A 21,420-nucleotide genomic window follows, 5' to 3' on the forward strand; every position below is an offset into this window, starting at 1 on the left:
TGGTGTCGGTCGAGAACGCGATCGGTAGTAGCTGCCCGTAAAAAAGCCTGTACTGAGCCGTCAGTAGCTGCGGTCTTTCGGCTCGTAGGTCTTGTCCTCGCCCTCGAGGATGACCGGGCGGTAGAAGATCTTCGGCTCGCCCTCCTCCCAGGAGATGAGCGTGTGTTTGAGCCAGTTCTCGTCGTCGCGGATCTGGTTCTCCTGGCGCCAGTGGGCGCCGCGGAACTCGTTGCGCACGAGCGCGCCGAGCGCGATGGTCTCGGCGACGTCGATCAGGTTGCGCGTCTCGATGGTCTGCTGGAGGTCGGTGTTGAACGTGCGCGAGGGGTCGTCGACGTAGACGTCCTGGTACTCCTCGCGGCACTCGCGGATGAGTCGCAGGGCCTTCTTGACGCCCTCCTCGGTCCGGAAGACGTTCACGTAGTCCGTCATCGCGTTCTGGAGCTTCTGGCGGATCTCGGCGTGCTGGACGCCGGTATCCTTCTCCATCAGGTAGTCGACGTGCTCGCGAGCGCTTTCGACCTGGCGCTCGAGAACGCCGTCGACGTCCGCTGTGACTCCCCCGTCAGCGGCAACGCCGCCGCTGCTATCGAGACCGGCGCTACCGGGCTGGACGGGGAGTTCAGTCTCGGTCTCGTCCTCGACGTCGTCGCCGTAGCCGGTTCGAATCTCGGGCTCGCCGAGGTCGTCGCCGGCGGCGTGGCGTCCGGCGCGCTTGCCGAAGACGATCAGTTCCGGCAGGGCGTTGCCGCCGAGCCGATTACCGCCGTGGACGGAGACGCAGGCGCACTCGCCGGCCGCGTAGAGACCGTTGATGCAAGTCTGTCCGTTCTCGTCGACTTCGATGCCGCCCATCGCGTAGTGCTGGCCGGGTTTGACGGGCATCGGCTCGATGAGGCCGTCGACACCCTCGAAGTCCTCCGCCAGGTGCAGAATGTTCTCGAGGCGGTCCAGAATGCGCTCCTCGCCGAGGTGGCGCATGTCGAGGTGGACGTACTCGTCGTTGACGCCGCGGCCCTCCTGGACTTCGGTCAGTTCAGCGCGCGCGACGACGTCGCGGGAGGCGAGTTCGCCGTCGTTGTTCGCGTAGCCGTGCTCGAACATGAACCGCTCGCCCTCGCTGTTGTAGAGGATTCCGCCTTCGCCGCGAACACCCTCCGAAATGAGGACGCCCGTCGACGGCAGCGAGGTCGGGTGGAACTGGATGAACTCCATGTCCTCGAGCGGCGCGCCCGCGCGGTAGGCCATCGCGTGGCCGTCGCCGGTACAGGAGACGGCGTTCGTGGTGTGGTCGAAGGCCTGGCCGGGACCGCCGGTCGCGAGGATGACGCCGTCGTTCGCCTTGAACCCCTCGACCTTGCCGGACTGGACGTCGTAGGCGACGACGCCGTGGCACTCGCGCTCGTTGGGGTCGTCCTCGTCGGACGTCGCCAGATCCATGACGTACCACTCGTCGTAGACCTGAATGCCGCGTTTGACGACCTGCTCGTACATCACGTGCAGCAGGTGGTGGCCCGTCTCCGCGCCCGCGTAGGTGGTCCGCGGGAACGAGAGCCCGCCGAACGGGCGCTGGGAGACGCGACCATCCTCCTCGCGGGAAAAGGGCATTCCCCAGTGTTCTAAGGTGATGGTGTCTTCGGGGGAGTCCTGCGTGAGGGTCTCGACGGCCGGCGCGTCGGCCAGGTAGTCCGACCCCTTCATCGTGTCGTAGGCGTGGAGTTCCCAGTCGTCGCCCTCGCGGAGCGCGGCGTTGATTCCACCCTCCGCTGCACCCGTGTGACTGCGAACCGGGTGGAGTTTCGAGACCAGTGCGACATCCGCACCCGCCTCGTCCGCTGCGACCGCAGCACGGAGACCGGCGCCGCCGGCGCCAACCACGATAACGTCGTGTTCGTACATCTTACCAGAATTTCAGGTTTTTCTTGACCGCTTCCCGCTTGAGCTCCTGAATGTGCTCGGTGAGCGGAATGTCTTTCGGACACACCTCGGTACAGGAGAACTGGGTTTGGCAGCGCCAAACGCCGTGTTCCTGTTCGATGATGCGGAGTCGGTGCTCTTTGACCTCCTCGTCCTCGCGGTCGTCCATCGCGAAGCGGTAGGCCTTGTTGATCGCGGCCGGGCCGAGATACTCGTTGTCGCCCGCGGCGATGTTACACGAGGACATACACGCGCCACACCAGATACAGCGCGTCGACATCTTGATCTTCTCGCGGTTCTCCCGGGACTGGCGCTGTTCCTCTAACTCGCCCGTCGGGAGGTCGTCCTGCTGGAGGTACGGCTCGACGGTGTGCATCTGGTCATAGAAGTGGTCCATGTCGACGACCAGGTCCTTGACGACCTCCTGGTGTGGGAGCGGCTCGATTCGAACCGGGTGCTCGAGGTCGGCCATCTGCGTCTTACACCCGAGTCGCTGCTTGCCGTTGACGAAGAAGGCGTCGGAGCCACAGACGGCCTGCCGACAGGAGTGACGGAACGTCAGCGAGGAGTCGTAGTGATCCCGCGCGTACATCACGGCGTCGAGGACGGTCATCCCCTTCTCGAAGGGAACGTGGAACTCGTCGAATCGGGGTTCCTGCTTGTCCGCGACCTCGGGGTCGTAGCGGAAGACCTTGATGAGGACCGTCTCCCCCTCGAACTCGGATCGATCGGCCGTCGTCTGATCGACCTCGCCGCTTTCTTTCTCCTTCTCGTCGACGGGCGACTCGGCCCCCTGCATTTCGGGGTCTTGCGGTGCCTCTTGGCTCTCGGGTTGCTTCGGTTCTTGTTGTTGAGTGCTCATACGATTTCCACCCCGGCCATCGCCATTGCAACGTAGATTCCCTGCACGATGAGTGCCACGCTCGCGATAACAAGCACCGCGAGCACGACCTTCTTCTGCGTTCCCTTCAGGCCCTGGTTGACCAGCGCGTTGTAGACGCCGTTGACGCCGTGGAACGTCCCGGCGATCAGGAACAGGACCATCGTCAGGAAGTAGCCGACGTTCTCCATGCGGGCCTGCGTGCCCGCGAACGTGACGTCGGCCGCGTGATTCACGAAGTGTAGCTGGAAGAAGTGGAAGGCGAGAACGACGACCAGAAATGCCGCCGTGATCCGCTGGAGCAGCCATCCGGTGCCGCCGGGCGTGAACGAGGAGTATCGTTCCGCCATTAGAGGGCCACCCCGTCCATGAAGGTTGGGACGCTCGCGACGGTGATGATCGCCGTCAGCACCAGCGAGGCGTAGAAACTCTTGTCCTGTGCGTCCAGCCCGACGCCGAGGTCGACCATCAGTAGTCGAAGCCCGTTCAGGATGTGGAACACGGCTACGGCGAGGAGGCCGACCTCGAGTACGCGGACGATGAACAGCGACTCGAGTCCCTGAATCGTCGTCGTGTAGATGTCATCGCCCGATGCAACCAGCGAGGCGTCGCCGCTCGCTGCGCCGACGGCTGTACTCAGCACGGCGATGTGGGTGAATAGATAGCCGATTAGCATCCACCCGGTGAACTTGTGGAAGATCCACGCCCACATGCCGGCCGAGAACTCCTTCCATCGGCCGAAGTCCTCGATGAGACCGCGATTGTAAGACTGACTCATACGCTCATGTGCACCGTTAGACCGCGGGGGTATAGAAGTTACTTTTATCGCTCCTGTCTTGTCTTCCGCGCGAACACGAGTGGGCAGAAACAAACCAGGTTCGGCGACCGATCCCGAACGGGTTCGCAACTCGAGCACCGAATTATCAGAAAGTTGTCGTTACTATCGCCGAATGCCCCATCAGTTGTCGCGAGCGCCACCGAATAGAACACCAGTGTCCTGGGCGTCAGTTATCGCAAGCGTCATTGAACGGAGCGCCGGTCGATCTCCGACGGACTACTCGATCTGGCCGGGTGACCGGAGATCCGACTGCGAACTCTCCGTCGTTCGCTCGCGCTCTAAGGCCGTTCGGGTGTCCGCCGAGAGCCCGACGAGATGGCACAGCGGGTTCCCCGGGTAGACCACCGGGTTCTCGAGGACGCCGACGATGAGGCCGGTGAAGGGGGCTTCGACGGTGACGATGTCGTCTTCCTCCTTGAACGGGTTCGTGATCGCACAGATCACCTCGCCCTCGCGGACGAACTCCCCGCGACCGCGTTTCATATCGACGATTCCGCCGGCGTCGGCGCGAATCCAGGTCTTCTCGTTGTCGTCGTCGATGACGGTCCGCCACCCGGGCCAGTGGACGGACGAGTCCGGGTGAAGTCCGAACTCGGCGAGGACGCTCGCCACGCCGGTCAGCGCGCGATCGATCAGGCGGCGCTGGAACCGGTGGGCTTCGCCCATCTCCACGGTGATCGTCGGGACGTCGGCCTTTGTGGCCTCCCGCCGAAGCGTTCCGGCGGGACCCTCGCCGGCGATGATGACGTTCGAACTGAACGACTTCGCGAGGCGCTCGACGCTCGGCTTCTCGATGTTAGCTCGCACGTGCAGCATGTTGGTTCGCCCGCGGGTGGACGTATGAAAGTCGATCCCGAGATCGCAGGGCTCGATGAAGTTCGTGAAAATGCGGTAGGCCATCCGCCGGGCGCTGGTCGACCCCTCGCGGCCGGGGAACGATCGATTCAGGTCCCGGTCGTAGATCGGCAGGTAGCGTTCCTGGGCGAGAAAGCCCGGCACGTTCATCACCGGGAGACAGACCAGCGTGCCGTGGAGCATCGAGTGGTCCCAGTCGTGGGCCACCTCCCGGACGACCTCGATCCCGTTGAGTTCGTCCCCGTGGGCCGCCGCCGAGAGACAGACCGTCGGGCCGGGGTATTTGCCGTTGATAACCGTTACGGGGATCCGTACCGGGTCTCCAAGGTACGTTTCGCTGATGCCGTACCGGATGTTGGCCGACTCGCCGGGATCGACCCGGCCGCCGTTGTACGTAAACGCCTCGGCTGGGTCGGACGAACCGCCGTCGGGCGGTTCGTCTCTCTCGTCGCTCATAGTAGTGTCTCCGCGGGAAGCAATGTGAATGTTCTCTTGTGGCCCCGAGCGCTCCGTCGGATACCGGCTGGTCCCCGCCGACCGGGGCCTGCCTCCGGTATCGATCCTACCGAAACTGCCTGCCCGGCCGTAGGGTCGGGCAGAGATAACTGATTCTGTGGGCATACGTTTTGTACGAGGGCATGGTACTGTCGGCTATGGAGATTCGTGAAGCGACCGACGACGACATCGACGCCATCCGATCGATCGCCCACCGCTCGCTCGAGTCGACCTACACCGATTTCCTCGACGAGGAAACCGTCGACGACGCTATCGAACAGTGGTACGGGGAGTCGTTCGCCGACGAACTCGCGGACGACCACTCGCTCGTCCTCGTGATCGAACGCGACGATGAGGTCGTCGGCTTCTCTCAAAACGACCTGATCGGCCAGCGCTACGATACCGGGCGGATCCTGTGGCTCCACATCGACCCCGACGCCCGCGGCGGCGGAACGGGCGTCCGCCTGCTCGTTCGGACCCGCGAGAAACTACTGGAGAAGGGTGCCGACCACGTCCAGGCGCTCGTCCTCGAGGACAACGAGGGCGGTAACGAGTTCTACCAGGACCACGGCTTCGAACGGGCCGGCCAACGCGACGTCGAGATCGGCGACGAGACGTTCACGGAGAACGTCTACGCCGAAGGCAAGATCGGCGATGAGGGCTGGGGAGCCGTCGACGAACTCGAGGTCGACGGCGAAACCGTCTACGTGAGCTACGGCGAAGCCGCTCGCGGCGAGAAGTCGCCGTTCTACGGCGCCTACGAGACCGAAGAGCAAGAGGAGCTGTACGCCTGGTTCTGCGGGAACTGCGATTCGCTGGACAACACGATGGATACGATGGGACGAATCGAGTGTAACGTCTGTGGCAACCGACGGAAAGCGACGCGCTGGGACGCGTCGTACCTCTAACCCGACGACGGCGGGACGATTCGGTCGAAAGCCGTCGCCGGACGTCGACCGCGTCGACTCGGAGCGCGAGACGCGTTCGAAGTACGTGCGGCTTACCGTTTCGGCGCTCCTCCTCGAGCGGGAAACCGGTCCGGACGGCGGATCGTCGTCATGTCAGGATTTTGTCACTGTAGCTGAACGTTTCACGACCGGTATCGCGACCATACGCCGTTTGTCTCCGCATTACAATTGCGGGATCAGTCCACCGAACAACTACGTCGGTCCGCTCCGGTCGATCGGTCGCCGAAGCCACCACGTCGTCCAACGGAGTTCGAATGAGTAGACAGGAGCACATCGTCCACGGGTTCAAGGCAACGCTCGTCGCTCGAGCAGTCTACATGCTCTCGAGCGCGCTGTTGATGTTCGTACTGGCGCGGTATCTCCTCGATACCGACGGCTACGGCACGCTGTACTGGGTGATCGGCATTCTGGCGATGGTGCAGTTAGTCGCGGATCTCGGGATCGGAAAATCCGCCGCCCGGTACATCTCGGAGTACAGCGAGCGGGATCCGGGGCAGATTCCCTATCTGATCGCGTCGACGATCACGATCAAAATCATCGCGATCACGTTCGTCGTCTACCTCCTCTTGCTGTTTCACGAGCAGCTCGCGACCGCGCTGGGCAACCCGGAAGCCGCGCCGTTTCTCGCGGCCGGCGTGATCTACGTCGCCGTCTTCTCCTTTAGCGGCTTCGCTCAGATCGCCTTCCAGGGGTTCAACAATCTCACCTACAGCGCCGGCGTACAGGCGCTCAGCGGGTTCGCACGGCTCGTCTTCGCCGTCGGATTCGCCCTGCTGGGACTGGGTGCGCTCGGCGCCTTCTTCGGCTACATCGTCGGCTACGCGATCTCGGCGGCCGTCGGGTTAGCGCTGCTTTACTACACCTACTACGCGCCGTACGACTCCGCGGAGTCGTACGAGGACGGGCTGTCGCGACGGCTCCTCGAGTACAGCGTGCCGCTGACGGCGACGCGCAGCGCGAACGTCGTCGACAAACAGATCGACACCGTCCTCGTCGGCGTCTTTCTGACGCCCACCGCGGTCGCGTTCTACACGATCGCCAAGCAGATCACCGACTTCGTGCTCTCGCCCGCGGAGGCGCTCGGCTTTACGATCTCGCCGAACTTCGGCGAGCAGAAGGCCTCCGGACAGCTCGCGGAGGCCCGTCAGATCTACCAGACGGCGCTGACGAATACGATGTTGCTGTACATCCCCGCGGCCGCCGGGCTGGCGATCGTCGCGGGCCCGTTCATCACGATGATCATCGGCGAGAACTACGCGGGTGCCGTGCCCGTGCTCCAGATCCTCGCCGGCTTCGTCGTGTTGCAGGCGATCACGAACCTGACCAGCGACAGTCTGGACTACCTCGGCCGCGCCCGTCATCGAGCGATCGCGAAGGGAGGCACGGCCGCGGCCAACTTCGGGCTGAACATCGTCCTCATCCCGACGATGGGCGTCGTCGGCGCCGCGGCGGCAACGGTCGCCACACACTCGGTGTACGTCGCGGTGAACCTCTACATCGTCCACCTGGAGCTCGATCTCGACCTGTTGCGTCTGGCCCGATCGATCGGGCTGATCTGCGCCATCACGGGCGTGATGGCCGTCGCCGTCTTGGTCGTGATGCCAATGGTCTCGAGCATCGCGGTACTGTTCGGCGCGATCGCACTCGGCGCGGCCACGTGGGCCGTCCTCGCCGTCGCGAGCGGACTGGTCGATCCAGGGGAGGTCCGGGCGGCGATTTCGTGAGAAACTCTCGGAAAATCGAACAGAATCCGGCTATATCGACCACCCGTCGCCGTTCGATGACAGTATACTTTTCCCGCACCTCATCGTCTACGCTAGTATGGCCGTCGACGATCCTGTCACCGTTGGAGTATTAAGCCTACACACGAGCAAGGAGACGAAGGCGATTTTGAACGCCGTCGAAGGACTCGGTCACGAGACCGAGTGGCTCCGTGCCGAGAATACGTCGATCAGCGTGACCGACGGCAGCGTCGTCTTAGAACCCGACGTCGACGTCATCGCGAACCGAATGCTCCTGTCGAACACCGAACAGCCCGCCGAGGAACTCGGACTCGCGAACACCTTCGCACAGCTGGTTCCAACGCTGAACGAGCCGTCGACCGTATTGACGGCGATCCACAAGCTCGCGACGGCAACGACGCTCGCGGCCAACGACGTCAGAACGCCCGACGTCACCCTCGCGCTGAACAGCGAGACGTTGAACGCCGCCCGTAAGCGGTACGGCGAGGAGGCCGTCTACAAGACGGCGATCGGAACCCACGGCGGCGGGACGTGGAAGGTCAGCGGCGACGATCCGGTCAACGCCAAAGTCGGCAACCGATACGCCTTCCTGCAGGAACTCATCGACCGCGACGACGACCGTCACTTCGACGCTCGCGTCTACGTCGTCGACGGGGAGATCATCAGCGCGATGTACCGCTACGCGCCGGACAACGACTGGCGAACGAACGTCGCCCTCGGCGGCGACGTCGAAGACGCGACCGACGACCTCCCCGAGGAGGCCCGGGACATGGCCCGCCGAGCGTCGACCGCGATCGGCCTCGACTACGCCGGCGTCGACCTCGTCGAGGGCGACGAGGGCTGGTTCGTTCTCGAGGTCAACCCGACGGCCGGATTCAAGGGGCTCTACGAGGCGACGCACGTGAGTCCCGCGCCGTACATCGCCAAACTCGCGATCGAACAGGCCGGCGGCGAGGTCGACGACGACCGCGTCCGCGACCTCGCGAACGTCCTCGACGACTCCCGACCGACGGCCCAGCCCGTCGAGGCGACGTCACCGGATACGGAGTCCGCCATCATCGGCTACACCGAGGAGATCGTGCTGTCGGGAACCAGCGGCTCGAAATCCGTTCTCGCAAAGTCCGACACCGGCGCGACGCGGACGAGCATCGACACGAGTCTCGCGGCCGACATCGGGGCTGGCCCGATCAAATCCATCACGCGCATCCGCTCGGGCAGCAGCAAAACGGCCAAGAGCCGGCCCGTCGTCGACGTCGTCGTCGGCGTTGGTGGCAACCAGCACACCGTCACCGCGAGCGTCGAAGACCGCAGCCACATGGACTACCCCGTCATCCTCGGTCGAGATATCCTCGGTAACTACCAGGTTGACGTGGGTCGGCGAGCCGACAAGGACGTTCCCGACACCCCCGAAGAAGAAGAGTAATCGGGCGAGACCGGGCGACTCCGGTGTGGCTCTCGACGACCGACGACGTCCGTCTCGAGCGATCTCCAAGCAACACATCACTTTTGGTTGTTCGAACTCAACTCGAGTGGATCAGCAGTTGTCGGTCCAGCACTCGGACTCGGTAACGGAGGGGAGCCACCATCGGGGCCGAAAACGATCGCGGCCCCGACAACGAGGACGGCTGAGCGTATTGGTTGGCGGTGGATCGTAGCGGTCGTGCGGAGAGACAGCACGGAGACACTTCGGAAAAAGTTTTTGAAGATGAAAATCAGTTGGGCTACAGCGAAGACTAATTTCTCGCATTAGGAAATCTTAATACGGGAAAGACACAATCCCCCGTTGATGACTAAGTCAAACCAAGACTGGTGGCCAAACCGGTTGAACGTGGACCTTCTCGATCAGAACGTTTCCTCGTCCAACCCGATGGACGAGGACTTCGACTACGCCGAGGCGTTCGAAACACTCGACCTCGAGGAAGTGAAAGCGGACATCGAGGACGTCATGACGACGTCCCAGGACTGGTGGCCGGCCGACTACGGCAACTACGGACCGCTGTTCATTCGGATGGCGTGGCACAGCGCCGGGACCTACCGGACCAGCGACGGCCGCGGTGGCGCGGCTGGCGGCCGACAGCGGTTCGCGCCCCTCAACAGTTGGCCCGACAACGCGAACCTGGACAAGGCGCGCCGAGTGCTCTGGCCGGTCAAACAGAAGTACGGCCGCAAGCTCTCGTGGGCCGACCTGATCGTGCTGGCCGGAAACGTCGCCCTCGAGTCGATGGGATTCGAGACGTTCGGCTTCGCCGGCGGACGTGAGGACGAGTACAAACCCGACGACGCCGTCGACTGGGGGCCTGAGGACGAGTGGGAAGACTCGGACCGCTTCGACGAGGAAGACACTCTCGAGGGAGGGCTCGCCGCCACCGTGATGGGCCTCATTTACGTGAACCCGGAGGGTCCGAACGGTGAGCCGGATCCGGAGTGGTCGGCGGAACGGATCCGACACTCGTTCGGTCAGATGGCGATGAACGACGAGGAGACGGCCGCGCTCATCGCCGGCGGTCACACGTTCGGGAAGGTCCACGGCGCCGACAACCCCGACGAGCACGTCGGCCCGGAGCCCGAGGCTGCCCCGATCGACCAGCAGGGCCTGGGCTGGGAGAGCAGCCACGGCTCCGGCAAGGGGTCCGACACGATCACCAGCGGGATCGAAGGACCGTGGAACACCACGCCGACCCAGTGGGACACGAGCTACCTCGACAACCTGCTCGAGCACGAGTGGGAGCCCGAGAAGGGTCCCGGCGGTGCGTGGCAGTGGACGACGACGGACGGCGAACTCGACGGCGCCGCACCGGGCGCCGAGGATCCGTCGGAGAAAGAAGACGTGATGATGCTGACGACGGACGTCGCGCTCAAGCGGGATCCCGAGTACCGGGAAATCATCGAGCGCTTCCAGGAGAACCCGATGGAGTTCGGGATGGCCTTCGCGAAAGCGTGGTACAAGCTGATCCACCGCGACATGGGCCCGAAACAGCGGTTCCTCGGCCCGGAGGTTCCCGAGGAGGAGATGCTGTGGCAGGATCCCATCCCCGACGCCGACTACGACCTGATCGGCGACGAGGAGGTCGCCGAGCTCAAAACGGAGCTCCTCGACTCGGAACTCTCGACCACCCAGCTCGTCAAGACGGCCTGGGCGGCGGCGTCGACCTACCGCGACAGCGACAAACGCGGTGGTGCCAACGGCGCGCGCATCCGCCTCGAGCCCCAGCGGAGCTGGGAAGTCAACGAGCCGGACCAGCTGGAGACGGTGCTGTCGACCTACGAAACGATTCGGGAGGAGTTCAACGGTTCGCGATCCGACGACGTGCGGGTTTCGCTGGCCGACCTGATCGTGCTGGGCGGCAACGCGGCCGTCGAGCAGGCCGCGGCCGAGGCCGGCTACGACGTCGAGGTGCCGTTCGAACCGGGCCGGACCGACGCCTCCCAGGAACAGACCGACGTCGACTCGTTCGAGGCGCTCAAGCCCGAGGCCGACGGCTTCCGTAACTACCTCTCGGACGAGGCCGACCGATCCCAGGAGGAGCTGCTGGTCGACAAGGCCGACCTCCTCGATCTGACGGCACCCGAGATGACGGTGCTGGTCGGCGGCATGCGCGCGCTGGACGCGACCTACCAGGATTCCGGTCTCGGCGTCCTCACCGACCGGCCGGGGACGCTGACGAACGACTTCTTCGTCAACCTGCTCGACATGAGCTACGAGTGGGAAGCCTCCGACGGCTCCCACGACGTCATGGGTTGGGAAGCGGCCTCGGATACCGAAGAGGACCAGGGCCAGGTCTTCGATATTCGCGACCGCGAGACGGGCGAGGTCGAGTGGACGGCGACCCGCGCGGACCTCATCTTCGGGTCGAACGCCCGACTTCGAGCCATCGCGGACGTCTACGCGGCCGACGACGCCGAGGAGAAGTTCGTGCAGGACTTCGTCGAGACGTGGAGCAAGGTCATGAAACTCGACCGCTTCGACCTCGAGTAACGACTCGAGTCGCCGACATCGATCTCTCTGTCACCTCTTCTTTGCGGACATCGCGTCACGCAGTCGTGATCGCCCAGCGCCGTCACTCGACGTGCTCGTCGTCGGCTCGGTGCTGGATGATGACCTCGTCGTCGGTGATCTCGTTGATCTCGGAGCGCTCGACAGGGTAGTCGTCGTCGCCGTGGCCGCCCCAGTTCAGTCGCGCTTTGAGCCGATCCGTCAGCCCCGGCTCGGGGTCGATGTAGGCGGTCTGGCCCTCGATCTCCGCGACGATGCCGATCTGTTCGCCCCGCTCGTCGACGACGTCTTTCCCCTGATCGTCCTCCGAAAGTTCGACCGGACCAGTGTCGACGGTCGGCGTGTCGGTCCCCGCGTCGGCTTCGGTGCCGGTCTCGCCCATGGCTGCGTCACCGCTCGCGTCGGCTTCGGTGCCGGTCTCGCCCATGGCTGCGTCACCGCTCGCGCCGGCAGCACCGGGCTCGGCCGTCGTATCAATCGCGCCGTACTCCTCGACGTCGATGATTTCGCCCTCAATAAGGTCGCTGCCGAGAACCTCGGACTCGAGCAGTTCGGTCTCCTCGAGCGTAAAGCGCATCCGGCTTCGCTCGTCGATCTGCTCCTCGATGGTGCGGCGCTCGAGCAGTTCGCTCCGGACGGTATCGCCCTCGCCGCGCTTGCTCTGGATGACCTCGCGGTCGACGACGTCGTCGGTCGCGACATCCGTACGTACGACGTCGCTGTCGAGGATCGATCGCTGGACGCTCTCGAGTTCGATATTCGTCTTGACCTCGTCGCGTTCGAGCTGATCGTGCTGTTCGACGTCGACGTCGACCACCCGGCTCTCGATCGTGTAGCGTTCGATCTCTTCGACCGTCTCGAGGCGGGACTCGTCGGTCGTCACCTCGATGAGGTCGTCGCTGACGAACTCGGTATCGACGATCTCTCGGGAGAGAAGTTCCGAGTCGACGACGGTCCGTTCGGCGAGTTCGGTGTCGACGACTTCGCTCTCGATCGTGTCGCGTTCGACGACTTCGGTCTCGACGACCTGCGTCTCGACGATCTCGGTCGTCACCGTTTTCCCCTCCCGAAGCTGGTCCTCGAGTTCGCTCCGGCCGAGATCCGCGCGCTCGAACGCCGCCTCGCGCTCGACGATCTCGAAGTGGCCCAGCCCCTCGCCGGCGGGTTCGTCCTCGTGGTAGACGAACACCAGATCCTCGTCGTCGAACGTCTCCGTGAACTCGTCCCAGGTGTACTCCTCGTGGCGCTCCTCGAGGTGGCCCTGCCGGGCGAACGAGTGGCCGTGATCGTCACTGTCGCGGACCGTGACGGGAACGGCGTCGTGGGCCTCCGCCCACTCGCGGATTCGTTCGGGATCGGTGGTCATTCGTCGCTGTTCGGGGCCGTCGTCTACGGGTGGTTCGTTTGCCATCTCGTTTTCGACCCCGCCCGGATCGCACTTGAGTCGGTGTGGCCGTCTCGTCGGTCAGTATCTCGTTTCTCGAGACGCCTCGTTCAGACTGTATCGTCGGGGACGTAATCGTCCGTTGTCCATTCGAGACGTTCGAACGTCGGACAGGGATCGGTGACAGTAACGGATTACCGCAGCCGACCGACCGAATCCGTCGCGACCGGCGACCGTTTCACTCCGTTTCCCCTCGGAAACTCGCGTTTGTACGCCGATCGCTAGGGAATTTGCGACCCGATCCAGAGCCCGCTACGCCGATTCGTACTCGGCCCAGATGTACCGCGTCGCGACGCTTCGGTACGGCCGCCACGCCTCGGCGATCTCGCGCATCTCCGCCCGCGTCAGCTCCTCGTCGCCGTTTCCGTACAGCTGTTCGATACCGCGGCGAACGGCGAGATCGCCGAGGGGGAGAACGTCCGGTCGCTCGAGAACGAATAAGAGGTACATCCGGGCCGTCCAGTCGCCGATCCCCTTGATTTCGGTGAGCAGGTCCATCACGTCGTCGTTCGAGCGGTCGGCCAGCCCCTCCCTCGTGTAGTCACCCTGTTGAAACGCGCGGGCCGCGTTTCGGACGTACTCGATTTTCTGTCGCGAGAGTCCGGCCGACCGCAGGGCGTCGTCCGCCGTTGTGAGGACGGATTCGGGCGTTACATCGCCGTCTAACAGTTCGAAGAATCGCTCTCGAACGGCGGTCGCGCTCGCCGTCGACAGCTGCTGGTTGATGATCGAGATACAGAGCCGTTCGAACTCGCTCCAGTTCGGTTCGACGTACGGATCGTGTCGCTCGACGAGCTCCGCCATCACGGGGTCCTGCCGGAGAACCGGCTCGGCGTCTGCTAACATCTGCGTAGATCGAATGGGAGGTGGCCAAGCGTCAAAGGCGTCTCGGTGACGGTCACCGATCGGCAGGACCCGATCGACGGCCGAACCGTCACTCGAGGTGGTGGTAGTCGAGTTCGTGATCCTCGTCGAGGGCCGCTCGGACCGCATCCGACGGGTCGGCGACGCCCCGCCGCCGAATTCTGAGGCCGCCCTCGTCGGCCGAGAGAACGAGGTTGGCTCGCCAGTCCGAGTCGGTCTCGGGGAAGTCGGTTCGGTAGTGAGCCCCCCGAGATTCGGTTCGCTCGAGTGCGCTCCGAAGCATCGTTTCGGCGACGGTGAGGCTAAACGAGAGGTCGACGGCGTACTCGAGCGATTCCGACGTCCGGTCGCCGTCGACGCGGAGGTCGGCGGTCCGCGCTCGAAGTTCGGCGACGGCCGCCAGCCCCTCGCGGAGCGACTCCTCGTCGCGAAGAATGCCGGCGGTATCCCAGAGTACGTCGCCGAGTTCCGTGAGGAGTTCGATCGGGCGAACGCTGCCCTCGGCCGCGGCAAGGTCGTCGAGTGCCCGGAACTCCCGTTCGGCGAGAGCCTGCTGTGCGCCGGTGACCGTCGGAACGCGGTCCCTGCTGGTAACCGCGTTCGCCACGTGGCCACCGACGAGTTTCCCGATCGCGACGGTCTCCGCCAGGGAGTTGCCGCCGAGCCGGTTCGCGCCGTGGACGCCCGCGACGGTCTCGCCGACGGCGTACAGTCCCTCGACGCCCGTCTCGCCGGTTCGGAAGTCGATGTCGACGCCGCCCATCGTGTAGTGGGCGGTCGGCGCGACTTCCATCGGTTCCCTCGTGATGTCGACGCCGAGCCCCTCGAAGCGCTCGACCATCGTCGGCAGTCGGTCACGAATGTACTCGGGGTCGCGGTGGGAGATGTCGAGGTAGACGCCGCCGTGGTCCGTGCCGCGACCTTCTCGAACCTCCTGGGCGATTGCTCGCGCGACGACGTCTCGCGCGTCGAGTTCCATCTGGGTCGGCGAGTAGCGTTCCATGAACCGCTCGCCGTCCGCGTTGAACAGCCGTCCGCCTTCGCCGCGGACCGCCTCGGTCACGAGTCTGCCGTCCCACTCCTCGCCGTAGCGTTCGCCGACCATCCCAGTCGGGTGGAACTGCACGAACTCGAGATCCATCAGTCGCGCACCCGCCTCGAGGGCCAGCGCCTGTCCGTCGCCGTTGTTCTCGTCGGCCCGCGAGGAGTGGCGGTGGTACAGCGCCGAGAACCCGCCCGCGGCGAGCACGACGTGGTTCGTGCGGAACAACAGCCCCTCGCCGGTCTCCATGTCGAAGCCCACGGCGCCGTCGACGCGGGTGCCGTCCGAGAGCAGTCGGCTGATCATCACGTTGTCACGGTAGGGGATCTCGAGCGCCTGCGCGCGGTCGATCAGCGTCTCGAGCATGGCCTCACCCGTTCGATCGCCGACGAAGCAGGTCCGGCGCGAAGACTGCGCCCCGAAGTAGCGTTGGTTGATCTTGCCGTCGTCGGTTCGATCGAATGGCATCCCCCACTCTGCGAGTTCGCGAATGCGGTCCGGCATGTGCTTCGCGGTTAGTTCGACGGCTTCGGGGTCGTTCAGGTGGTGGCCCTCGTTCAGCGTGTCCGCGGCGTGGATCGTCCAGTCGTCCTCGTCGAGCGAGCCGAGTGCGGCGTTGATCCCGCCCGCAGCCCACGTGGTGTGAGCGTCGCCGTGGTCTCGCTTCCCGATGACGAGCGGCTCGAGACCCGACTCGGCGAGTTCGATCGCGACTCGCGCGCCGGCGGCACCCGCACCGATGACGAGGACGGGGGTCGTGACGGTGTCGTACTCGATCTCGCGATCGGTGTCACCGCCGTCGGCGGTGTTGATTCGCCCGTCGACGCCGGCGTCGTCGGTCGTCGGTACACCGTGGTCGGTCGGCGGTATTTTTGTCATCAATATAAGGGAAGGGGTGGTGGGAGATAAGCCGACCACCCAACCATGCAACCCGCTGAAAACGGCCGAACGCGCACGTTCAAACCGGGGATTTAGTATCCCACGTCGGCCACGTTCGGACGGATGCAACCGGTCGTTCATCTCGCCGTCGGCTACCTTTGTTATGCAGCCTACACGCGATGGCACCACGGACGCACGCCGGCCGATCTACCCGCGCTCGTCGCCGTCTTCGCGGCCGGACTCGCGGACTTCATCGACAAGCCGCTTTACGCGGCCGAAACCGTACCGGTCGGTCGGGCCATCGGTCACTCCTTGCTGTTCGCCGCCCCCCTAATCCTCCTGGCCTGGGTCGTCGCGACCCGCCGGGACCGACGGCCCCTCGGCGTCGCCTTCGCGATCGGCTACCTCTCGCACATCGCGACGGACGTGCCGTGGCACGTCCTTTCGGGCGATTTCGACGAACTCGGCTTTCTCCTCTGGCCGGTGACTGAGATGCCCGCCTACACGGGGGTCAAACCGCTCGGAACCGTCGGCGGGGTCGAGATCACGACGCTGTGGCTCGAGGCCGTTATTCTCGCCGCTGGCGTCGCGCTGTGGTGGACCGACGGCCGGCCCGGAACCGGGACGGTTCGTCGCGGCCTCGGTGGATGACAGCTATCGGGACAGAGAGGGCGATTGGGGAACTACCATAACCTCCGCGGCCGTTGGTCGCGGTATGAGTTCCGAAGACAGGCAGACAGTCGAAGACGTCATGTCAACGCCACTGGAGACCGTTTCGAAGGACGCGACGGTCGTCGAAGCCGTCCAGCAAATGCGCGACAAAAATATCAACGCGTTGGTCGTCCCGACGACGCCACGAGCGATCATCAGCAGTACGGACGTCCTCGACGCCGTCGCCGACGGTCAGGACATCACGGAGTTGACGGTGGCAGACGTGATGACGACCGATGTCGAAACCGTCGCGCCGGATCTGTACATGGAGGAAGTCGCCGCGATGATGACCACCTACGGTATCAAACACCTCCCGGTCGTCGACGACGACTACGTCGGAATGGTCTCCTCGACCGACGTTACGGCGCACCTCTCGTAAGCCGGCCGCTCGATTCGCGCCGGAACGCTTTTCGGTGGATCCAGCCGATCAGCGCCCGCCGTCGCCGCGTCCCTCGAGTCCGTCGGGCGTCTCGGGTTCGACGTTCGCCAGGCGCATCGCGTTGCCCGTCACGCCGAGGCTCATCCCCATGTCGCCGATGACAACCGCGTGAATCACCGTGACGATCCCGACCGGGGCCCCGACCGCGAGGACGGCCTTGACGGCCAGACTCGACCAGACGTTCTGTCGGATCACGCCGTTCGCCATTCCGGAGAGTTCGTAGAGGTAGGGAAGCCGGGTGAGATCGTCGCTCATCAGGGCGACGTCGGCCGTCTCGAGGGCCGTGTCGGTCCCCGCCGCACCCATCGCGATGCCGACGCTGGCGGTCGCGAGCGCGGGCGCGTCGTTGATGCCGTCGCCGACCATGGCGACGTGGCCGTCGCCGCCGTTGCCCACACCCGCCTCGTCCGCTAAGCGTCGGATCCACTCGAGTTTCTCGTCGGGCAGGAGTTCGGCGTGGTACTCCTCGATCCCGACCGCGTTCGCGATCGCGCGAGCGGTCCCTTCGTTGTCGCCGGTGAGCATGACGACGCGAACGCCCTGCTCCTGGAGTTGCGAGACGGCCCACTTCGCTTCGGGCCGAACCTTATCCGCGACGCCGATGACACCGATCGGTCGCTCGTCGGTGCCGACGATCACGACGGTCTTCCCCTCGGCCTGAAGGTCCGGAACGACCTCGCTGAGCACGTCCAGACAGCCCTCCCGGTCGCACTGGAACGCGCCACTGTATCCCATCTCCGTGAGTGCCACGCCGCCGTCGGTCGTCGCGTGGACGTGCTCGAGATCCGCGAGTCCGTCGAACAGGTCCGGCTTGCCGACGTAGTGGGTGGTTCCGTCGATTTCGGCGCGGACGCCCTTGCCCGTCAACGCCTCGAAACTCGAGACCTCGGGTTCGGTCCCGTCTCCGCGGTCGGCCGCGATTTCCTGCTCGTCGGCGTAGCCGACGATCGCCCGGCCGATCGGGTGTTCGCTCCGTTGTTCGAGCGTGCGCGCTCGACGAATCACGTCGTCCTCGTCGGCACCCTCGAGCGGGATCACGTCGGTGACCGTCAGATCGCCCTCGGTAAGCGTTCCCGTCTTGTCCACCGCGAGGACGTCGCTGTCGCCGACGGCCTCGAGGTGTCGGCCGCCTTTGATTAGGACGCCGTTTCGCGCCGCGCTCGTGATCCCGGAGACGACGCTGACCGGCGTCGAGATGACCAACGCACAGGGACAGGAAAGGACGAGTAGGGTCAGACCGACGATGAACCAGTAGTTCCACGACGCGCCGAAGAGCAGCGGCGGCACGACCACGGCCGCCACCGCGAGCAAGAGGACGATCGGCGTGTAGACGCTCGCGAAGCGATCGATGAACTGCTCGCGTTCGGTTTTTTCCCGTTCGGCGTCCTCGACCATGCGGACGATCCGGGCGATGGTGGAGTCGCCGGCCTCGCTTTCGACCTCGACCTCGAGGTAGCCCGACTCGGGGATCGTCCCGGCGAAGACCTCGTCGCTCGCAGCCGTATCCACGGGCACGCTCTCGCCCGTGATCGGCGACTGATCGATCGCGCTCTCGCCTTCCAGTACGACACCGTCGGCCGGAATCTTCTCGCCGGGCCGGACGACGACCACGTCGCCGATCGCGAGTTCGTCGGCCGGAACCGTCTCCTCCGCCCCGTCCTCGCGACGAACGGTCGCGGTCTCCGGGGAGAGATCCATCAGCTCCCGCAGCGAGTCACGCGCGCGGTCCATCGAGAACCGCTCGAGCAGTTCCGCGACCGAGAACAGCACCGCGAGCATGGCTCCTTCGAAAGGGTGGTGGGCCGCGACGCTCGCGACGATCCCGAGTCCCATCAGGAAATCGATGTCGAGACTCCGATTGCGGACGGAGTAGTAGCCGTTGCGGAGGATCGGCGTCCCCGCAACCGCGACGGCCGCGATGAACAGGAGCTGTGACAGTTCGTAGGTCCGGCCCGCGAGGGTGGCCAGCGCTGGATCGAGGGCCGGGAAGACGAACTCGAGCAGCATGCCGACGGTCACCAGCGCGGCACCGATCGCGGTCCCGACGGCGCGGCGACTCTTCCAGACGGCCTCCCGGTCGTCGATCGGGCCGCTGTCGTCGGCGATGGGTGACGCGTCGTAGCCAGCGCCGTCGATCGCGTCGATGACGGCCGTCGATTCGAGACCATCGTCGACCGTCACGGTCACGCGACCTGAGGCAGGACGCGTCTCGATGTCGTCCACGCCGTCCGTGCGCTCGAGCGCGTTTTCGACCTTGCCCGCACAGGAGGCGCAGTCCATGTTGGGGACCGAAAACGTGCGTTCGCCGGCCGAAGATTCGATCTCGTAGCCCGCCGCACGCACGCGCTCGCGAATCTCCGAATCGTCGGTCAGCGTCGGATCGTACTCGACGACGAGGCGACCGCTGGTCACCCGCGGCTCGATGCCGTCGATCCCCTCGAGTCGCCCGACGCTGTTCTCGACCTTCCCGGCGCAGGTCGGACAGTCCATGTCGGGGACGCGTAGCTCGAGGGTTCGACTCGAGTCCGGCGGCGTAGACGGGGAGGGGGTATCGCTCATTATATCCACATAGTCGCCCGGCCGACATACGGGTTATTTGGCGTGCGCCAACTCGGCCGTCGTCTCGAGAGAATTACCTGCTATCGAGTCGCTCTACCGTAGCGAGTCTACAGGCGGTTCGAGCCAATTCACAGCATCATCGTTCAAATGTAGTCTCGGAAGAGACCTATCAGTTAAGTTCGTGTAACAATACGCGCAGAAGCCATACACGGATGGAGGGTGTCCCTACGGTATGGAACTGAACCACATTCGGCGGGGGACGGGCGACCCGTTGCTCCTCGTTCACGGGCTGGGTGGAAGCTGGCGAACGTGGGACCCCGTACTCGACGACCTGGCCGCCGAGCGCGAAGTGATCGCGGTGGACCTCCCCGGCCACGGTGAGACGGCCCCGTTGTCCGGCGAAGTGTCTATCGATACGCTCGCTACGGCCGTCAGCTCGTTTCTCGAGGCGAACGGTCTCGACGGGGTCGACGTGGTCGGGAACTCGATGGGCGGACGGCTCGTACTCGAGCTCGCGCGTCGAGGTGACGTGGGCGCAACTGTTGCGCTCGCTCCCGGCGGATTCTGGAAGGGGTGGGAGCGGTACTTTTTCTATGCGACCCTCGCCCCTTCGATCCGACTCGTTCGCTTGCTCCAACCCGTAATGGATCGGCTGATGGACAACGCAGTGGGTCGGACCCTCCTCTTGGCCCAACTCTCCGCCCGACCCTGGGCGCTGTCTGGCGATGTCGCCCTGGAAGAGATGCGGACGTTCGCCGAGTCGCCCTCGTTCGGCGAACTGTTGCGTCGGTTGGCCTTCGAGCCCGGTCAGCGAGGGGCAGCCTCCACACGCGGACCGGTCGTGATCGGATGGGGGCGTAAAGACCGAGTGACCCTTCCCCGTCAGGCGAAGCGCGCGATGACGCGGTTTCCCAACGCACAACTATACTGGTTTGGGGAAAGCGGGCACTATCCCCACTGGGATGCGCCCGAAGAGGCCGCCCAACTGATCCTCGCGAGCACCGTCAGCGAAGCGGGGACCACGCTCGAGTGAGGCCGACGCTGATCAGCGGTCTACAGCCAGCGCCTCGAGCGAGTCGTCCTCGTCGACGAAGGTCGTCGCGAGGCTGGCTTCGGCCCGGCGGAGTCGGTAGGAGAGCGTCGACCGAGGAATCTCGAGTTGCTCGGCGAGGTCGGAGAGTTCGATCCGGCGCGGCGTCTCGTAGTAGCCGTGATCGACGGCAGCCCGCAGCGCCTCGCGCTGCTCGTCCGGCAGGTCCTCCGCGGGTTCGGGATGGGAACGGTCCGGATCGAGTTCGGTCAGCCGGAGCATCTCCATTCCCGTACACTCGCCCACTTCCTCGCCCAGCGCGTCGAAGAAGTCGTGGATCGGCGCGTCGCTTCCCAGCACGATTCGCCACCGATAGCGCCGGCCCTCGCGATAGGTCTCGAAGAGGAGCCCCTCACCGAGGTGCTCGAGGGCCACGTGGGGAACCGACGTACAGATCTCGGTTCGATCCCAGTAGGTGTAGACGACTAACGTGTCGTTCGAGCGGTCGAGCACCTGGACCTCGCAGTCGGCCCCGCAGTCGTCCTTCACGAGACAGTCCGCGAAGAAATCTGCCGTTTTGTAGGCGTCCTCGAGGGCCTCGAGCGCCTCGCTCGACCCTTCAGCGTGGTCGACCCGCCAGAGGCTGTCCCTCGTGACGTGACACGACAGCGAGCGGATCGACGTCTCGGGGTAGTCGGCGAGCACGTCGGCGACCGGGTTCGTCCCCGATTCGTACTCGAGGGCGAAGACGAATTCTCTCATT

General features: G+C 64.9%; 17 protein-coding genes. 7 read left to right on the plus strand and 10 right to left on the minus strand.

What is annotated here, in order from left to right; translation table 11 throughout:
* Positions 1 to 60 precede the first annotated feature (60 nt).
* The 5 genes from ACSFC5_RS14330 to ACSFC5_RS14350 all read right to left on the minus strand — a co-directional run bounded on the left by ACSFC5_RS14330 (position 61) and on the right by ACSFC5_RS14350 (position 4,946).
* Positions 61 to 1,899, minus strand: coding sequence for an FAD-binding protein (locus ACSFC5_RS14330; RefSeq protein WP_440765923.1), 1,839 nt, complete (start codon positions 1,897 to 1,899; stop codon positions 61 to 63).
* 1 nt (position 1,900) lies between these two features.
* Positions 1,901 to 2,779 carry a succinate dehydrogenase/fumarate reductase iron-sulfur subunit gene (locus tag ACSFC5_RS14335; RefSeq protein WP_440765924.1) on the minus strand — a complete coding sequence of 293 codons (879 nt, stop codon included), beginning with the start codon at positions 2,777 to 2,779 and terminating at the stop codon, positions 1,901 to 1,903.
* Entirely contained in the window at positions 2,776 to 3,147 is a 372-nt protein-coding gene (locus tag ACSFC5_RS14340; RefSeq protein WP_090304888.1) for a succinate dehydrogenase hydrophobic membrane anchor subunit, read from the minus strand. The genes ACSFC5_RS14335 and ACSFC5_RS14340 overlap by 4 nt, the downstream gene beginning before the upstream one ends.
* Entirely contained in the window at positions 3,147 to 3,575 is a 429-nt protein-coding gene (sdhC, locus tag ACSFC5_RS14345) for a succinate dehydrogenase, cytochrome b556 subunit (protein WP_006089231.1), read from the minus strand. The genes ACSFC5_RS14340 and sdhC overlap by 1 nt, the downstream gene beginning before the upstream one ends.
* A gap of 276 nt (positions 3,576 to 3,851) precedes the next feature.
* The gene (locus ACSFC5_RS14350; protein ID WP_440765925.1) at positions 3,852 to 4,946 is read right to left on the minus strand and encodes a succinylglutamate desuccinylase/aspartoacylase family protein; all 1,095 of its coding nucleotides are present in this window, start codon (positions 4,944 to 4,946) and stop codon (positions 3,852 to 3,854) included.
* 197 nt (positions 4,947 to 5,143) lie between these two features.
* Here ACSFC5_RS14350 and ACSFC5_RS14355 point away from each other — a divergent pair, with 197 nt between their 5' ends.
* The 4 genes from ACSFC5_RS14355 (at position 5,144) to katG (ending at position 11,671) form a co-directional block, all read left to right on the plus strand.
* On the plus strand, positions 5,144 to 5,893 hold the full coding sequence (locus ACSFC5_RS14355; RefSeq protein WP_440765926.1) for a GNAT family N-acetyltransferase: 750 nt from the start codon (positions 5,144 to 5,146) through the stop codon (positions 5,891 to 5,893).
* A gap of 314 nt (positions 5,894 to 6,207) precedes the next feature.
* Entirely contained in the window at positions 6,208 to 7,677 is a 1,470-nt protein-coding gene (locus ACSFC5_RS14360) for an oligosaccharide flippase family protein (protein ID WP_440765927.1), read from the plus strand.
* Positions 7,678 to 7,774: 97 nt separating this feature from the next.
* Entirely contained in the window at positions 7,775 to 9,118 is a 1,344-nt protein-coding gene (locus ACSFC5_RS14365) for a putative ATP-dependent zinc protease (RefSeq protein ID WP_440765928.1), read from the plus strand.
* 363 nt (positions 9,119 to 9,481) lie between these two features.
* Positions 9,482 to 11,671: a catalase/peroxidase HPI gene (katG, locus tag ACSFC5_RS14370; protein ID WP_440765929.1), complete on the plus strand. Its 2,190-nt coding sequence runs from the start codon at positions 9,482 to 9,484 to the stop codon at positions 11,669 to 11,671.
* A gap of 82 nt (positions 11,672 to 11,753) precedes the next feature.
* Here the strand turns inward: katG and ACSFC5_RS14375 are convergent, their stop codons facing one another.
* From ACSFC5_RS14375 to ACSFC5_RS14385, 3 genes are all read right to left on the minus strand, one after another.
* Positions 11,754 to 13,100 (minus strand): DUF8593 domain-containing protein, encoded by a 1,347-nt coding sequence (locus ACSFC5_RS14375; protein WP_440765930.1) that lies wholly within the window; start codon positions 13,098 to 13,100, stop codon positions 11,754 to 11,756.
* Positions 13,101 to 13,385: 285 nt separating this feature from the next.
* Positions 13,386 to 13,979, minus strand: a complete 594-nt coding sequence (locus ACSFC5_RS14380; protein ID WP_440765931.1) for a DNA-3-methyladenine glycosylase family protein — start codon at positions 13,977 to 13,979, stop codon at positions 13,386 to 13,388.
* A gap of 88 nt (positions 13,980 to 14,067) precedes the next feature.
* Positions 14,068 to 15,918, minus strand: a complete 1,851-nt coding sequence (locus tag ACSFC5_RS14385) for an L-aspartate oxidase (protein WP_440765932.1) — start codon at positions 15,916 to 15,918, stop codon at positions 14,068 to 14,070.
* Between the two features lie 123 nt (positions 15,919 to 16,041).
* On the opposite strand from ACSFC5_RS14385, the gene ACSFC5_RS14390 reads away from it, so the two are divergent.
* Both ACSFC5_RS14390 and ACSFC5_RS14395 read left to right on the plus strand, forming a co-directional pair.
* Positions 16,042 to 16,569 carry a metal-dependent hydrolase gene (locus ACSFC5_RS14390; RefSeq protein WP_440765933.1) on the plus strand — a complete coding sequence of 176 codons (528 nt, stop codon included), beginning with the start codon at positions 16,042 to 16,044 and terminating at the stop codon, positions 16,567 to 16,569.
* Between the two features lie 64 nt (positions 16,570 to 16,633).
* On the plus strand, positions 16,634 to 17,008 hold the full coding sequence (locus tag ACSFC5_RS14395) for a CBS domain-containing protein (RefSeq protein ID WP_440765934.1): 375 nt from the start codon (positions 16,634 to 16,636) through the stop codon (positions 17,006 to 17,008).
* Positions 17,009 to 17,056: 48 nt separating this feature from the next.
* Here ACSFC5_RS14395 and ACSFC5_RS14400 read toward each other — a convergent pair whose 3' ends face one another.
* Positions 17,057 to 19,627, minus strand: a complete 2,571-nt coding sequence (locus ACSFC5_RS14400; RefSeq protein WP_440765935.1) for a heavy metal translocating P-type ATPase — start codon at positions 19,625 to 19,627, stop codon at positions 17,057 to 17,059.
* A 232-nt stretch (positions 19,628 to 19,859) separates the two neighbouring features.
* On the opposite strand from ACSFC5_RS14400, the gene ACSFC5_RS14405 reads away from it, so the two are divergent.
* Positions 19,860 to 20,660 (plus strand): alpha/beta fold hydrolase, encoded by an 801-nt coding sequence (locus ACSFC5_RS14405; protein ID WP_440765936.1) that lies wholly within the window; start codon positions 19,860 to 19,862, stop codon positions 20,658 to 20,660.
* 12 nt (positions 20,661 to 20,672) lie between these two features.
* On the opposite strand, the gene ACSFC5_RS14410 is transcribed toward ACSFC5_RS14405, so the two are convergent.
* Entirely contained in the window at positions 20,673 to 21,419 is a 747-nt protein-coding gene (locus ACSFC5_RS14410) for a helix-turn-helix domain-containing protein (protein WP_440765937.1), read from the minus strand.
* Position 21,420: the final 1 nt, after the last annotated feature.

Origin of the sequence: Natronorubrum marinum, assembly GCF_052040125.1 — an archaeon.
Classification (GTDB): Archaea; Halobacteriota; Halobacteria; order Halobacteriales; family Natrialbaceae; genus Natronorubrum.